Here is a 16,785-nt window from a genome sequence, read left to right as displayed (position 1 = left end):
TGGTTTTCGGGTGTTACATAAATTGCACCTCTACACTCCAGAAATACTGGGGTGTTTTTAATTCTTGCTTATTGTTTACATGTGGTTTTTTGCAGCAGGGTTTTAATTTCCTCAATTATTTGTTTAAACTCTAAATTCTTAGTAAAGCTATATAAGTCCTTATACAAATTTCACTTAGAGTGAATGTCATGGTTGGTTTCGATCTCTTCTAAAATAATTTGTCATGAATCAAGCAAGTTAGCTTTTTGCCTTTTTATACAAACATCTTTGAGAGTTAAAAATAACTTTTTCAAATCTATTTCCTCTTCTTTTAATTTTCACAAAATATGCAGATCGTAAAAATCTTTCATTCTTGTATTAAAAATTCCATGATATAAAAGTGTTTGGAGTTTTTCAGCCAAAATCATTTCTACTGTGTATGAATTAATAGTAATTGCTTTGTTTTCTATTATACTTTTATATTCAAAATCTATCGCTCTTTCAAGTAAAACATCATTAATTACTATATCAAAGACTATTTTGTTAGTTATTTTTCCTAAAGTGAATTTTAATTTAACTTCGTATCCAAGAAAAATGTTATGAAATTTGGTTTTCTTTATTTCTTCCAACTCTATTTTTACACTATCATTTAAGCTAATTTTCAGTATCTCTAATAGCATTACTTCCAATTCTTTAAGTCCTAGTTTTTTTCCAATAACTGTTGCATCCAAGTCTTTCGTTGTTCTTCTATCTATACCAGTTATTGAAGATATTATTAACCCACCTTTAATAACAAATTTCTTTTTATGAGAACTTTTAGCTAATCTTTCAAGGAACCTTTCTATGAAAAAAATATAAAATAACTCGTCGTTTCTAAGGTTGAACTTTTTTGCAAGATTTTTTAGCCTATCTTTAACAGAACTTTCGTTATACATTTAAAAATGTTAGTACTCTCTTTACTTTGTTTAAAATATTCATTTTCTCTGCATATGTCAGAAGTTTGGTTAAATTTTTATTTTTGTTCTGAAAATACTTTGAAATAGCACGAGCAAAAATCTCAGGATCAATATTTTTTTGTCATTTAATTACATCGCAAATAGTTCTTTCAACGTCATAACAAGGAACCGCATCACCAAAAATGGTTTTTTTTGTTGACATACCTAATTCAAAAATCTCTTTTTTTACATAATGAACGTCAACATTTCCGTGCTTTTTGATTATATGTTTTGCATTATAGCCTTGCATGACTGTAATGTCATATCTTAAAGGTTCTCTTAGTGATAAATCATGAAAACTAAGCGCGGTAGCGTGAGAAAAAATAATGTTATTGTTCAATGAAATTTCTTTATAAACACTAAAAGGTAAATCTTTTTCTTTGTAAATACCTTTTTTAATTCTTTCTACAATACCTTTTTTTTCTAAATATCTAATTTTTCGTTGGCTTATATTCAAGCTTTTTAAATCATTAGAATTAACGAAGTTATTCTCGTTTAAAAAATTAAATAGTTTTTCCATATGTTATCCCTAATAAATTCATAGTCTGGTTAATTCACTGAGTGTACTTTCGATTTTTAAAAATTTCGCTGTTTTATGCAAAAGATTGGAATCGAATTTTGTACTCATAAAGTAGTCTTCAATTATTGAAGCAAAAAAAATACTTCCATTTTTAAATTTTGCTTTAACTAAATCACAAAATGTTCTCTCTCAGTTATAAAACTTAATTTTCACATTATCAGAAATCTCTTTTTCGATGATTCCAAAATCGAAAATTTCTTTTTTTACATAATGAACTTTGACATTTTTATATTTTTTTGTAATGTGAATAACATTGTAACCTTGCGGAACAGTAATTTCAAATACACGAACTGGATCTTCATTTTTAAGGAGATTGACGGCTGATGAGTGTGAGAAAATGATGTTATTACTTTTTGAGGCAGTCTTATAAAAATCTAATTTTTTTGTCAGTCTTGTTTTCATAATTTTGTCACTTTCACTCTTTAAAAAACAAAAGTTAAAGAGTTTTTTAGATATTTAAATTTTAAATTAATAAATTTATTTTTATTGTTTTTTGCGTAACAAACTGTCTCTTATATGTAAAAATCAACCCAATTTGTAAGAATTATTAAGCATATAATGATTTTTGTACTAAACAATTTTCGTGTATAAGTAAAAATAAGATAACTGATAAATGTGTTTTAAAAAGACTGAATTTTGAATTGTAAAATTGTTTTTAAATATGTTTATTTTAAAGTTTAACTTTTGGTAAATATTAATGTTTATGTGTTTTTATTTCATTTCTAAATTTCACCCATTATAAGTGTTATGGGTAAAATTTTAAGGTTATTTTCTTTTACTTAAAACTCAAAAAAATGCCAATAATTCAGTCTTTTTACTTGTTTTTTTTACTTAAAAAGTCTTTTAATTTTTTTGTTTTTTTCGTCCTTTAAAATTTCAAAAAACTTGTAATTTTACCTTCTGAAATTAAATATAATATTGATGCAAAATTATTACACAAGAAGGAAGAATATATGAAAAAGCTCGATATTTTAAATGCGGTAGCAACCCCATTACAAATTAATCCACTTATACAAGATCCTATATCTGCAGTAACAATTACTAATAATGCTATCAATAACAAAGAAGATATCAATTTAGTTAAACAAGATGATAAAATTACAAGATTTATTGAAAAAATTAAAAGTGACAGCTATATAACTGATGTACTAAACGAACAAAGAAGCAACAAAAAAATAACAAATAAAAGTTTGTCAAAAATTGTTTCACATGTAAAAAGCATACTTTCTAATGAAGGTATAGAAATTCAAACTATTTCAGCTTCGGAAGAAAAAAATATGCTTAGCAAAGTAAAAAAATCAATAGATTCCATGCTCGCTAATATAAACAATGCTTCTACTCGAAAACCATCGAAAGATTTGCAAGTAAAAGATTCCGTAATTATAGATAAAGAAAAAGGGTATTCAATAAATTTCGATAGCAGTGATATAGGTCAAAATTCTAAAGACATACATTTAAAGCTTATTGAAATAAACACAAAATTAAAATATTTGGTTTCTCAAAAAGATGCTTTGAGCAATTTGAATCAAGGTTTAATTAAAGCCTCAATCGCTATTAAAACGGCCGCAGCTGTTGCTGCCGGAATCTCCGTCGCATCCTTTGTTGGTTCTTTTTTATTTCCCCCGCTAGCAGCTGTTGCTACTACTGCAGGATGGTTTGCAGGGATTTGCGGTGCAATTTCTCTTGGTATCGACATTGCCGTGAGCAAGAGAATGAACAATATTAATAACATTATCAAATTGGCTGAAGAACAAAGTTCGTCGCTTAAAAATGGAGTAGCATCCTTAATACTTGGAAATGTTTTAAACAAATCTATTTTTGAAAAAATTAGCAACTTAGCTTCTTTATCTAACATTGAAATTGCACAAATAGGAACAAAAATAGGATCACTAGCACTTTCTACCATTTCTTTTGGACTTGATATTAAAGATGTTGTAAGTGAATTTCAAAAATTCTATGAAATAAATAGTTTAGTAAGTGAAATTAGAAATGAAATACAAAACTTGAATAAAATAAGTAAGAATTATCTAGACAATGTTAGATGGGTTGTTATAGATGAAACCAAACAGTACGGTAATTATTCAGAAGAAGGTTATGGTGGTAAGAATTTAGTTATTAAAAACATAAAAACTGGAGAAATTTTCAATGTAAATGATTTAATAAATAAATCACAGTTCGAACTTAGATTGATGGGTCTACAAAAAGTTAATGATAGTATCAAAGGTTGATATGTGAGAACAATAAAGAATAATACCAAAATTGATAATCTTGGTTAATTAACAACTTAAATAAAGCGGGCAGAACTAATAATTCCTATCTCGCTTTTTTTATATGTTAATGTCTATTAGGGCAATTGCCTTTATGCATTTTGCAATTTTACTTTGTAAGAAGCACAAAATAAACATTAAATCAGGTTTTTTGTATCAATAAATTTTGTTGTAATTCCGTTTTTTTTTTTTTTTTTTTGTTTTTGTTAGCTTGTTACGCGTGTTTTTATTTTATTTTGTAAACATAAAAAATCACTGAAACTTAGTTATTTGAATATGCTTGTATTTTTTGGTTACAACATTTTTGTTTTATGTTTTCTTTCATTATTACTTTATTATTATTAATTATTCACAAATGAGTATTTACATTTTTTAAATATATCTACAACTGAGACTTAACCAAGGCTACATGATAGAGTTATATTTTATTGCAACATTTTGATATTAATCACTTTTCGAGTATTTCAATACTTTTAAATCGACATTTATTAAATGATATACATTAGTGATTAATAAACGTCTCTTTAACATTCTAGATGTTAAGTTTTTTTTTTTTTTTTGTTACACTAATATTTCAAATGTATAGTTTATACCCAATCACATAAGAAAGAGATTATATGAAAAACATAAATTATGATTTGACTTTAAGTTCAAAACGAAATCTTTTGCCAGAGATCTTTTGTATAGAACTTGCTGTTTTTGGTTGTATTTTGCTTTTTGCACCTTTATTGTTACTTATCAGTAAATTTTTTCGAAAAAACAAATGAATTTCGAAGAGTGAGTATATTTCTGCTATAAGTCTTGTAATTTTTAATACTGTTCTTTTGTTTGTCTCATCTATATTAATGATTGTTTTTCATGAGCAATTGAAAAAAACAATTTTCATAGGTAATGTAAGTTGCTTTAATTTTGCTTGTATTTTTTTTCCTTTTTATGTTGTTAGTCTTCTTCTTTGGATTCCTATTTTACTTCAAATTAGATATTTAATAAAAAACGGACAAATTTATAAGTGTTTCGATAAAAATAAAATTTTGAATATGGATTTCAAAAAATATTTATCCTTATTTGTTAAAGATGAATATTTGAAAAAGATAGAGCATAAATTTAGTAAGTGAGCACGTTATTACACAAATTGAGAAAGAATCAATCTAAATTTTGGTTTGTATAGACGAGTATGTTCGTCAATTTCAATTTATGCCTATAGAGTATTGAGTTTTGTTAACAAAACAAAAATATGAAAATTAGATCTTAACGGACAAGAAAAAGCAAAAATTTTAATTTCCTTTGCTTGCAATTTCTTGGACGAAGCATATATTGAACGTTTTTTTGCTTTCCTTGATAGTCAAGTAAGTAAATCAAGAAAAAAAATAAACCAAGATAAAAAAGAATAAATCCTTTCCTTGGTTTATTGAGTTATTTTTTTAGATAGTGTGACAACAATTTCAATGTGGTGAGTTTGCGGAAACATATCGAAAGGTTGTACAAACTCAATATCATAATAATCTTTCAATTTAACCAAATCTCTCACTAATGTATGAACATTACAACTGATGTATCCAATTTTTGAGGGGTTTGTTTTTGTTATATAGTCTATAACTTCCTGACTTAATCCAGCTCGTGGTGGATCAAGTGTGATTACGTTGAAATCTGATAATTTAAGATTATTGATTACTTTTGAAGCATCGCCCAGAATAAATTCAATGTTGTTTAGTTTGTTTGTTTTCATAGCTTCGTTAGCATTAACGATCGCTTGTTTAATATTTTCGATACCATAAACTTTATTGACTTTTTTAGATATAAATGAAGTTATTGTTCCAACACCACAATACATGTCAATAACTTTGTCACCTTCTTGTAGATTGAGTTTATTAATCATTTTTTTATACATCAAAACAGCTTGTTGAGTATTTACTTGGAAGAATGAGTGTGGGTATATATTGAATTCGAAATTTTCTAACTTTTGTGTCAAAAAATCAGTTCCTATCAGTGTTTTTAGATCGGTTCCAACAAGATTGTCTTTGTTTTTTGTGTCTTCTATGCCGCTAACGATTGAAACAACATTTAACCAGTCATTCGTAATTTTTTGTATGAAATCTTGTGGCAATTCTTTCTTTATTTTATTGACAAAGACGATTTGTAGAAAATTCTCTATATCTGAACTTCGTGCAACAATTCTACTAATATTTGTTAATTTATATTTTTTAATTAGCGGATTTAAATATTGCAAAAATTTATTTATTGGTTCACTTGCTAAATCAAATGATGTTTGTTTTATGAATTCATGGCTATTCTTTTTATAAAAACCTAACTCAAAATCTTTAACAAATACAACTATTTTGTTTCTATAGTTTCACTCTTTATCACTTGCCTGAATTTTATTGATATCAGTAAAATCTAACTGTCTTTTGAATAGATATTCAACTATTGATTGCTTGAAATTTAATTGATCTTGGTAATCTAAAATTGCAAGCGGTGCTACACCACTTGTAACTAGATTTTTGTTGTTAATTTCTATTCTTTTAGGATTAGCTTTTATTAATCTGACTACTGAAGCAAAAGCAAAACGAGAATTAGCTTTAGTAATTTGAATGTCCGCCACTTCGTCTTCTAGCATCCCGAAAACAAAAATAGCATAATTTTCTGTCCGATACACACCTAAACCTTCATAACTGAACTCTGTTGTGTGTATATTTGTGAGCATTTCATTTATTTTATACATTATTTACCTAAGCAAAAGTTTGAAAATATTGAGTCAAGCAAATCACTTTCTTTACCTTTTCCAATAATGCTTGAAACTGCTTTTCATGCTTCAGTCAAATCAACAACAATAACTTCAGTACCAAAACCTTGTTCAAGAGCATCTAAAGCGTCGGAAAGATTATTTTTAGCGCTTTTAATCAACGAAAGTTGACGTGTATTATAGATTAGATCAGGGTTATTGAAATCAATGTTCGCAAATTGCTTCTTGATTAAATCCAAAAGCGACTCTATTTCGTTGTTTTTAGCCGAAATAAGAGCTTGATTAGGTTTGTGAGATATTTTATTAGTTGTTATTAAATCTGTTTTATTTAAGGCTTGTAAATAAATTTTCTCTTTGGCAAGTTGTTTAATTTGTTCGTCAATTTCATTTCATTTTTCTTTTTGGTCAACAACGTGAATAACAAGATCACTTTTTTCAATAGTTTGCTTTGCTTTTTGAATACCAATTTTTTCCACTATGTCTTCAGTGTCTCTAATACCCGCAGTGTCAATAAGATTAAACAAAACTCCGTCTAATTGAAATTGTGCCTCAATCGCATCCCGAGTAGTTCCTGCTATCTCAGTTACTATCGCTTTTTCTTCTTGTAATAAACAATTAAGCAGTGAAGATTTCCCGGCATTCGGTCTTCCTACAATAGCAACTTTTATCCCTTCATAAACCTTCTGTGCATCAGAGCTAACTTTTATTAATTCGTCTATACCTTTGATTAAAGATTTAATTTTTGGTAAAAGAGTTTCATTTGTTAAAACTTCAATATCTGTTATTTCTGGGTAGTCAATATTAACTTCACAATTTCCAATTAAATACTCGATTTCATTCAAAAAAGCAGTTATTTTGTTTGAAAGCCTATTATCAAACTTATTAACACTCATTTTAACTTGTTTTTCGCTTTTTGCATGAATCAAATCATTTATAGCCTCTGCTTTAATTAAGTCGATTTTGCCATTTAAATATGCTCTTCTGCTGAATTCACCAGGATCCGCAATTCTTGCACCATGTCTTAAAATTAATTCCAAAATCATATTTGAAACCACAACTCCACCGTGAGCATTAATTTCCACAGTATCTTCGCCTATATAGTTTTGTGTTCCGGGGAATCATGCTACTAAAACTTCATCTATTTTTTGATTGCCATCAAATATTGATCCAAAAGTTATTTCCTTATTTTTACCTTCTTTACCTCTAAAAATTTTTTTAATAATATTTATTGCTTCAGGACCGCAAATTCTAATAATAGAAACAGCTTGATTAATTTTTCCTGAACTAATTGCAGCTATTGTATCTCACATAATAAATAAATTTTAAATTATTTAATGTTTATTTTAAGTTTAGTTTTTTGATTTTTCTTTGATTTTGTTTGTTTTCTAGTTTTATTTACTTAATAATATTTATATACTCTGTTTTAAACCCGCAAAACTCAAAAAGAGTCTTGTGTAAAGATATTTTTTATAAAAAAGTACTGTCAAAAAAATGTTTGTAACTAAGAGTTATTGACATTGAGTAAAAATATAGTTATTTTTTTATAATTTAGGACATGAATTGAATTAAAAGCTCTAAAACACAATTAATAAATATTGAAAGTGGTAAATGGAAGAAATTCTTTTACCTTCGTTCAACAAAAATGGGTAGCATTTTAAGACTTTTATTGCTGCCTTTTGCATATTTGTCAGTGTTTTCTATTTTTTATGCCATTTTTGTCATTACAAAAGAAAATTATTTAATTAAAATCAATTATTCGTTTGTTCCAGAATGAATTAAAGTGTTGGAAACTTTATCTAAATTTCTTTTAGAATTGTTTCCTTTAACAATAACAATCAGTATTGCAATGTTCTACTCTAAAAAGTTTGTCTTAGCAACATTTAGCTCAATAATAATATGAGTTGTATTTTGTTTTAGTCAAACGCTTTTTATACATAAAACATCAACAGACGGAATTTATCAAGTATTGTGATACAAAAATATAAATTCGTCTTATATTAATAATTTTTTAGGAATTAGTGAAATAAAAGGATTTTCGTTTAATTTTATTGACGCTATTTTGACAGGTTACTTAATTGGATTTTGTTTAAACAAAACCGAAAAACACAAAACCTTTAAGTACATAAATTTCAATCGTGTTGTAATGTATTTTGCTCCAATGCTTGTTTTTGTTCTAATTTTTATTCATCTATTATTTATGGGTTTTTTTGCAACAAGTCTTTCATCGCTAAAGAATAACGGGCTTAGCACAAAAACATCAGCTTCTTTTGTTGTGGGATTATTAGAGCAAATTTTGATACCGTTCGGAATGAATAAATCACTTGTGAGTGATTTCACTACAGTTAATTTTGATCTCAATCAACAAGTATGAGTAATAATTAACAATCAGCCACAACAAGTTATTGATTCTTCTACTAAAAACATTGAAACATACAAAACATTACTTAATTCCAATTTAGATTTTGCAACAACAAAAGAACAACTGTTCAATATGTTGAATAGCAATTTAAATAAAAAAGAGTTAATAACAACTTTAGATAATTCATTTTTATTTAATATAAATCAGTTCAATCACAATTCATCTGCCTGATGAAAAAACCAGTCAAATTCAGTATATTTTATTGATCCTAGCACTCAGCAAGCATTCAATTTAATGTTCGGTAAGTTCAATGTAGCCACTTTATTAAATTCATTATTCGTCATTCCATTTTTAGGAATCGTAATGATTTTATTAGCCGACAAAGATCAAAGAATTTTCACAACTCAAGTTGTAATTGCTTCAGTTCTTGGTTCATTTTTCATAGGTACTGAATACACAATAACACTAATTGTTTTAATGTCAAGCCCACTAATGTACATTGCTATTTTCTATTTGATTTCACCAATAATGCAATTAATAATAGCTAGAATTGGCTTGAGTGCAGAAACAAGTAATTATGGCTTCTTTGAATATATCAATATAGCAGCTAGAACACAGAATCAAACAGGAATTGCATTTATATTTATCTTTGCGTTAGTAATTGGTTTATTAATAGCAATAGGATTTTACTTCTTTGCTTTGAAAACAAAGCCTTTTACACCAGGAATGGGTAATTGTAAGTCAATGGATGTATCAATCATCTTCGAATCAAGAAATTTCAAACAAAAACACCCCATTAATCTTGAAGACTCAATACCGACTCAAGAATTTTGAATAAATAACATATCTAACACTGAAAAAGACACACAAAAATACAATTTAGAAAAATCCAACTATAGCGAAACCCAAGTCATGACTGGAGTTTATAACATTGAAAATAAAGAAGTAATTGAGCTAAATTTTGATAACAAAGAAAGAAAAACAGAATTTTTCATTTCTTCTCCAGTTGCGGGTAAAGTTGCTCAATTGAATGCAAACACTTGAGAGTTTAGTTTATCTAAATTTGGCAACAAAATGAACAGCCCAATATCAGGAATGGTGGAATCGTTCAATAATGTAACAAACGAAATAACGATAAAAAATGATAATTTCACAATAAAAATGCAAATTTTGTTTAAAGGTGATTTGAATAAATACACAATTTTTAAACAAATTCCCAACTCTTTTGTTCATCAAGGAAACAAACTTCTTGAATTTAGCTTTGAAAAAAATATTTTTGCTCGCAAATCTTTAAGAATTTTGCTTTCGATTGAAAGTAAAAATAACCAAAAAATAATTAGTCACCATAGTAAAAAATTTAGTGATGTAAATCAAGACACTCTCCTATTCTCAGTGGAGGAATTTAGTTAATGGCAGTAGCAATAATTGCAGAATACAACCCCTTTCATAATGGCCACATTTATCAATTAAAAAAAGCTAAAGAACTATTTCCTAATGATGAAATAGTTATAATATTGAGTTCCAACTATACACAAAGAGGCGATTTTAATGTTATGGATTTTGAACAAAGAAAGACATACGCATTAAAATATGGTGCTAGTAAAGTTATTGCTCTAGACTTTGATTCTTCAACCCAAGCAGCACACATTTTTGCTCATGGAGCAGTAAAATTAATAGCTCAGAATAACATTGACAAATTGTTTTTTGGTAGCGAAACAGATAATATTGAATCATTTTATAAAGCTGCCAGAACTTTAAAAAACAACAAAGAACAATATAATACAAACGTTAAATTTTGACTCAAACAAGGTTATTCATTTGTAAGGGCATCTGCTGAAGCGTTAAAAGAAATAAATGGAGAAAACTTTGTGCTACCCAACGATATTTTAGGTTTAGAGTACGTTAAACAGATAGTAGAAAATAACTATAAAATCGAAGCATTTTGTATGAAAAGGACCATAGGTTTTCATTCTTTAGAAACGAAAGAAAATTTTGCCAGTGCTTCAAAAATAAGAGAGATGATTTTTGATAAAAACGAAAATTATAAAAAATACACTCCTGTTGTTTTTTATGAAGAACCAGACAGATTGAAAAATCATTTTAGCTCAATCAGACAAAAAATAATAGACACAGATCCAAAAATACTTGCTGAATACAAATTAGTAAGTGAAGGCATTGAAAATTTACTCAAAAAACACTCAAATATTACTGATTTCGATGCTTTTGTTGATGCTTGCACAAGTAGACGCTACACAAAAACTAGAATTCAAAGAATTCTTTTATATATTTTTTTAGATATCAAAAAATAGAAAGCACAGAGAAAGCCATTTGTGCTTTTTTTGTTTGAAAAAACAAAACAAAAACACTCAAAACGAGTGTTAATAAATTATCTTTTTCTTTAATTTGTCCATTATTTCTAAAAGTGCTTTAGCAATAGGTTTTTCCCTAGAAGAGTGTCCTGCTTGTTCAATTATTTGTAGGTCTACAAATTTCAATTGTTTTGCTAATTCATAAGCTCCAGAAAGACGACAATCAACATCATATCTTCCATGAACAATAGTTGTTGGTATCAGTCTAATTCGGTGCATATTTTTTAAAATTTGGTTTTCTTCTATAAAGCAATTGTTAGCAAAATAATGAGTTTCCATTAGTGAAAAATTTATGGTATCTTGAACTCTAGCGATGTCTCTTCTTTCTGGAACGAGAGTAACAAGACCACTTTCTCAATCTGCTCATTTTTTTGCAGCTACGAAAGATTTACGCATGTCAGGAAGTTTGATTTTTTCATAGTAGAAACTAATTAGAGTTTTTACATCGGTTGTTTCGGCAAAACGAGTAAAAATTTCATAATCACGAGGGAAGAAATTACTTGCTCCATTTGCACCATACAATCACTCTAAATCACTTTGACGACCTAAAAATATTCCCCTTAACACCATTTCTATTACTTTATCAGGATGAGCCTGAGCATATAAAAGACTCAAGGTTGTACCTCAAGAACCACCAAACAGAATTCATTTTTCAATTTGCAAATGCTGTCTAATTTGTTCCATGTCATTTATTAAATCTTGAGTTGTGTTGTTTTCTATTTTAGCTGCTGGTAAACTTTTACCACAACCACGCTGATCAAAAAGAATAACACGATAATATTTAGGATCAAAATATTTGCAATCATCACGACTAGTGCCGCCACCTGGACCACCGTGAACAAAAATTACTGGTATACCATTCTTTTTGCCAGAAACCTGATAGTTAACTGTATGTCCATCAATTTCTAGCTGGTATTCTTCAAATTCGTTGTGTTCATAAAACATTATAATTTTTTCGAAACTCCTATTGAAATTGAGTCTATTCCAGCGTGAATCATTGTTGAAGAAGAAGCTAAACGAGTGAAAACAGGCACAACTGAATACTTAGCTAATGTTTCATTAGCAAAATCTATTAATTGTCCGTCCCCGGTTTGCAATATTCAAAAATCATAAAATTGAATATTTTTTTCACCACCAATGAATTCAATTAGTTTTTCTACTACTTTTACAACAGCCGATTTGTGAGTTTTCTTTACTCCATCAACAGTAACTCCATCTTGATTTTTAAGTAAAGGAACCAGCTTTAGAGAAGTCATTAAAATCTTTTTAGCTCCCTTTAATCTTCCACCTTTAATAAATGGATCTAATGAAGCAGGAACAATGAAATTTAACGAGCTTTCGTTATATTCTTTTAAAAACTTAATAACTTCAGCATCCGATTTGCCATTTTCAAGCATGCTTTTTGCTCTTTGTGCCATTCATAAATATTGCTCGCCATTAAAATTATTGTCAAAAATAATAAATTTTGATTTGTTAATATCGGCAGCAATCGTTTGAAGATAACCACATTCACTTGATAAATTACTATTAATAGGAAGAATTACAACTTTATCATACTTAGAGTCTAATTCTTTCATCAAATTTTCCATATATAAGAAAGGTGGAAGTGAAGTTTTAGCTTCTTTTTTTTCTCTTAATTTCAAAAGAACTTCAACCTTGTCAATCTCTATACCTTCTAAATAATTATTATTGTTAATATTTATTTGAAGTGGTAAAAATTCAAAACCATATTCTTTTAATTCGTCTTTTGTGTACCCCGAATACGAGTCTAATACTACTCCTATTTTAGTCATTAGTTATCCTTTCTGTTAGCAAAACGTCCTTGTTCACTTTTAGTATTTTTGCTAAAAATTTGTCTTTATTAAAATCCTCAATTACAACCTTAATGTTACGTTTCTTAGCATATTCCAAAAAGCTCATGAATTTTAGAAAAATGTTATTGTCATTAAACATGTTAGTCATTTTCTTAGAAATGAAAACATATTCAGGTGGATAGTTACTGATCATTGAGTAAAAAGTTGTGTTAATTTCAACAAAACCTCAATACGTTTCAATGTTACGTTGTTTAAATTCATTCATTCTTTTAATGACTTGTTCTGATAATTCTTCACTTTCTAAAAAACAAATTAGTTTCTGTTTTGTAGGTTCTATTAAAGGAATTGTACTATCCCTTAAGAAAACATATTCACTATCTTTGAAGGAAACGAACTTAACTTTGTCAAAATTATCCTCATCAAGTGGAAAAGTATTATTGTAGTAATTTGTCTTTAATGATGATGTATTAAGAATTAAACTACTGTAGTTATCTAAACTTTGCAACTCAGAATCAATTTTCATTGCAACAGTTTGATTTTGTGTGTCTATAACTAAATGTTTATCTTCTATTATTAGTTTCTTTTCAACAAGAGCCTGCGTTTTCTTGTAAGCTGAAGTAAATTCATAAATAACATTTTCGTCAAAATCTTGCACTTTTACTTGATAAAAATTGTCGTGCTTTGCTCCTAATAGAGTTAAGTAGTCCAATAGAATTTGACCACTCAATAGACTGCAGTCAAAGTGTGCATCAACAAAAACAACTGTTTGGCACTTCTTTTGATTTACTAAATCTTGCATTTTAGCAACAAAATACTTGTGTACCTTTTTGCTAACTACTTGACTTTTAGGAACAACACTTAGTACAATTGCATTATATTGTCTATAAAAAACATAGTTTATGTTGTGAAATTTAGCCAGTCTTTTGTATATTGAGTTCAGTACATTCGCTCTTTGTGAGTACTGGTGCTCGCTTAGCAAAACAACAAAATTGAGCGATTTGTTCATTTCCATAAACTCAAATGGCTTACGTAAAAAGAAAATATTAGTTTTGTGGCTTTTAGAAACTTTTTTTCAAGCAATAACACCTACAGTTTTTGATTTTGTTGCTAACTTTTCAATCATTAAACGACATTGATATTTTTCTTTGTCTGTGACATTTTTAAGATTTAAAACAATATCAATATTTTTGTTGTTGTCTAAAAAGTTTGCAAGTGAATTCACACATAAGCGAGCACTCTCTGTAACAAAACTTTTACTAAAATCCTCAAATGATATTCAATATCCGCGGGTTAAGTTTTTATTATGAAAAATTCTAGTTTTATTTTTCTTATTAACTTCTGAAGCTAAAAGTTTTACCCTGTTTTCTTCAAAGTCAAATGTAAAAGAAACAGTGGCATTATTGTTGACAATAAACTTGTAATAACAAAAGTAAATGATAATTCCAAGTGCTGCCAAACAAATAATTAGTACCACAATTAAATAACCAAAATTCATGATTAATCTTCTTTTTTGCGGATAGATGGGTGAGTTTTGTTTAGTGTTTTAATTCCGTCACCCTGGAATTTAACATGTATTACATCACCTTGCACTTGAAGAACTTTTCCTTCTCCAAATTTAGAGTGAATGATTGAGTCACCTTCAATAAGATTATTTGTATCTTCGGTTTCACTTTTCGCAAACATTGAGGCAATATGAATACCTCTTTTTCCACCTTTTACACCCGCTTCACTAATAAAACGACTTTCTTGTCCATTTCTTGCTGCTGAAAAGCTTAAGAACAATTTCTTTTTAGCTCGTGTAAAAGCAACATAAGCCAGACGTCTTTCTTCTTCTAGTGCTTCAATCTGTTCTGAAGATAGTTTATTAAACAATAAACCTTTTTTCTTTGTGGAGTCATTGTTTTTAACATTAAGAGCACGCGCATTAGGAAAGACTCCTTCAGCTAAACCAGCAACAAAAACGTAGTCAAATTCTAATCCTTTAGCATTGTGTACTGTCATTAAAGCAACAGAACTTAAAGGATCTCCACCAGGCTTTTCATTACCTAAAATAACAACTTCTTGTAAGTAGTCGGTTAATTCTTTGTTTTTGTTTTGTTCTTCTCATGCGTCAATAGCATTAATTAAAGCATTGAAGTTTTCTTCTTTTGCTTCCAGTGTTTCAGGTTGTACCTTTAACGATTCAAAGTATTTTAATTCGTCGTACATTAATTTTCTAAGAATTAGTGTAGGTTTTTGTTTGTGTTTAAAAATTTGAGTTCTTGCTCATCTAACTTTATTAACAACATCAGCAAGACCTTTCATTGTTTTCATATTAATTTTCAGTGTTTCGTAAATTTCTTTAATATGTTCTTCAATAGCCGTAAACATTAAAACATCTTTTTGCAGTGAAAAATCATAAAGTTTACGTACTGTTTCCTTACCAACCGCTCTAGCAGGCTTGTTAATAACTCTTTGTAAAGATAAATCATCAGGAGCATAAATTAGTTGAAGGTAGGCTAGGGCATCTTTAACCTCTTCACGTTCATAGAATCTTTGTGTACCAACAACATAGTGATTAGTGTTGTCATTGATTAAAGAACCTTCAATTGCACGTGAGTAAGAATTTGCACGATAAATGATAGCAATATTCTTAAGTTGCACACGGTTTTTCTTTAGTTCATTGATTTTCATTGATATTCAACGCGCTTCATCTTCATCGCTGAAACCACAATTGAATTCAATGTCTTCACCTTCTTCATTGTCGGTGTAAAGTTTTTTCTTAATTCTTAATGAGTTGTATGAAATTAAGTTATTAGCAGCATTAAGAATCTTTTTAGTTGAACGATAATTTTTTTCTAACAATATAGTTGTAACGTTTGGAAAATCCTTTTCGAAGTTAATAATGATATTAATATCAGCATTTCTTCAAGAATAAATAGTTTGGTCAGGATCTCCAACTATTGTAATATCACCTTTTTTAGCTAAAACTTTTACAATACCATACTGAACGTGGCTTGTATCCTGGAACTCATCAACTAAGACATAATCAAATTTAGATTCTCATTTGTGACGAGTAGCTTCATATTTAGGATTATGGAATAGATCATGTACATAGACTAGCAAATCATCAAAATCTAAAGCTTTACTTCTCTTTAGATATTCAACGTATTCTTTATAAATTGTTGGTCTTAAATCATTTTTATCTTCTGCATTTTCAAGACTATGTTTTGGTTTTCTTAGTGAGACTTTTTCTTTAGAAATATAAGAAAGCACAGAATCATAAGTGTAATCTTCATTAGTTATATCGAGTTTGTCATAGACTAATTTTAAAATTTGCCTTTGCTCAGGGTCATCAATTATCTTAAAATCATTCGGTATACCCATTACATGGATATCACTTCTTAAAATTTTGGCACATAAACTATGGAAAGTAGAAACGTGTGGATGTTCTTCACTCGAGCCGATAATCCGCACAACTCTATCCAGCATTTCATCTGCTGCCTTTTTAGTAAAAGTAACGGCCAAAATTTTTGACGGAACAATTTCTTTTTCTTTAATTAAGTAGGCTACTTTGGTAGTTAAAACTTTAGTTTTACCACTACCTGCCCCAGCAATTAATCTCAGTGGTCCTTGGGTGTGTTTTACTGCTTCTAGCTGCTTTTCATTAAGCATAGTCAAATCGAGATGTTCTGTACTCATT

At 28.5% G+C, this 16,785-nt stretch carries 13 protein-coding genes; 4 read left to right on the top strand and 9 right to left on the bottom strand.

What is annotated here, in order from left to right; genetic code table 4:
- Positions 1–68 precede the first annotated feature (68 nt).
- From ACWXVN_RS01440 to ACWXVN_RS01430, 3 genes are read right to left on the bottom strand one after another with little or no spacing between them, the layout of a single operon-like run.
- Positions 69–914, bottom strand: a complete 846-nt coding sequence (locus ACWXVN_RS01440; protein ID WP_455978874.1) for a nucleotidyl transferase AbiEii/AbiGii toxin family protein — start codon at positions 912–914, stop codon at positions 69–71.
- A complete protein-coding gene (locus ACWXVN_RS01435) occupies positions 907–1,494 on the bottom strand; it encodes a type IV toxin-antitoxin system AbiEi family antitoxin domain-containing protein (RefSeq protein ID WP_455967667.1) in 588 nt (195 codons plus the stop codon). Before ACWXVN_RS01435 ends, ACWXVN_RS01440 begins: the two co-directional genes overlap by 8 nt.
- A 9-nt stretch (positions 1,495–1,503) precedes the next feature.
- A complete protein-coding gene (locus ACWXVN_RS01430) occupies positions 1,504–1,956 on the bottom strand; it encodes a type IV toxin-antitoxin system AbiEi family antitoxin domain-containing protein (RefSeq protein ID WP_455978873.1) in 453 nt (150 codons plus the stop codon).
- A gap of 551 nt (positions 1,957–2,507) precedes the next feature.
- Here ACWXVN_RS01430 and ACWXVN_RS01425 point away from each other — a divergent pair.
- Both ACWXVN_RS01425 and ACWXVN_RS01420 read left to right on the top strand, forming a co-directional pair.
- On the top strand, positions 2,508–3,830 hold the full coding sequence (locus tag ACWXVN_RS01425) for a hypothetical protein (RefSeq protein ID WP_455978872.1): 1,323 nt from the start codon (positions 2,508–2,510) through the stop codon (positions 3,828–3,830).
- Positions 3,831–4,438: 608 nt separating this feature from the next.
- Positions 4,439–5,212, top strand: a complete 774-nt coding sequence (locus ACWXVN_RS01420; RefSeq protein ID WP_455978871.1) for a hypothetical protein — start codon at positions 4,439–4,441, stop codon at positions 5,210–5,212.
- Positions 5,213–5,226: 14 nt separating this feature from the next.
- Here the strand turns inward: ACWXVN_RS01420 and rlmD are convergent, their stop codons facing one another.
- Both rlmD and mnmE read right to left on the bottom strand, forming a co-directional pair.
- On the bottom strand, positions 5,227–6,540 hold the full coding sequence (gene rlmD / locus ACWXVN_RS01415; RefSeq protein WP_455978870.1) for a 23S rRNA (uracil(1939)-C(5))-methyltransferase RlmD: 1,314 nt from the start codon (positions 6,538–6,540) through the stop codon (positions 5,227–5,229).
- Positions 6,540–7,871, bottom strand: coding sequence for a tRNA uridine-5-carboxymethylaminomethyl(34) synthesis GTPase MnmE (gene mnmE, locus ACWXVN_RS01410; protein WP_455978869.1), 1,332 nt, complete (start codon positions 7,869–7,871; stop codon positions 6,540–6,542). The genes rlmD and mnmE overlap by 1 nt, the downstream gene beginning before the upstream one ends.
- A 245-nt stretch (positions 7,872–8,116) precedes the next feature.
- Here mnmE and ACWXVN_RS01405 point away from each other — a divergent pair, with 245 nt between their 5' ends.
- The gene (locus ACWXVN_RS01405; RefSeq protein ID WP_455978868.1) at positions 8,117–10,330 is read left to right on the top strand and encodes a hypothetical protein; all 2,214 of its coding nucleotides are present in this window, start codon (positions 8,117–8,119) and stop codon (positions 10,328–10,330) included.
- Positions 10,330–11,229: a nucleotidyltransferase gene (locus ACWXVN_RS01400; protein WP_455978867.1), complete on the top strand. Its 900-nt coding sequence runs from the start codon at positions 10,330–10,332 to the stop codon at positions 11,227–11,229. Before ACWXVN_RS01405 ends, ACWXVN_RS01400 begins: the two co-directional genes overlap by 1 nt.
- Positions 11,230–11,298: 69 nt before the next feature.
- On the opposite strand, the gene pip is transcribed toward ACWXVN_RS01400, so the two are convergent.
- The 4 genes from pip to ACWXVN_RS01380 are packed head-to-tail and all read right to left on the bottom strand — an operon-like array spanning position 11,299 to position 16,784.
- Positions 11,299–12,234 (bottom strand): prolyl aminopeptidase, encoded by a 936-nt coding sequence (pip, locus tag ACWXVN_RS01395; RefSeq protein ID WP_455978866.1) that lies wholly within the window; start codon positions 12,232–12,234, stop codon positions 11,299–11,301.
- The gene (locus ACWXVN_RS01390; protein WP_455978865.1) at positions 12,234–13,082 is read right to left on the bottom strand and encodes a DegV family protein; all 849 of its coding nucleotides are present in this window, start codon (positions 13,080–13,082) and stop codon (positions 12,234–12,236) included. Before ACWXVN_RS01390 ends, pip begins: the two co-directional genes overlap by 1 nt.
- A complete protein-coding gene (locus ACWXVN_RS01385; protein WP_455978864.1) occupies positions 13,075–14,598 on the bottom strand; it encodes an MHO_4530 family protein in 1,524 nt (507 codons plus the stop codon). The genes ACWXVN_RS01390 and ACWXVN_RS01385 overlap by 8 nt, the downstream gene beginning before the upstream one ends.
- A gap of 2 nt (positions 14,599–14,600) precedes the next feature.
- Positions 14,601–16,784: an ATP-dependent helicase gene (locus tag ACWXVN_RS01380; protein WP_455978863.1), complete on the bottom strand. Its 2,184-nt coding sequence runs from the start codon at positions 16,782–16,784 to the stop codon at positions 14,601–14,603.
- Position 16,785 lies beyond the last annotated feature (1 nt).

This window comes from Mycoplasma sp. 4044 (assembly GCF_053851695.1).
Note: the sequence above shows the minus strand (reverse complement) of the source record. Positions and strands in the feature narration are given on the sequence as shown.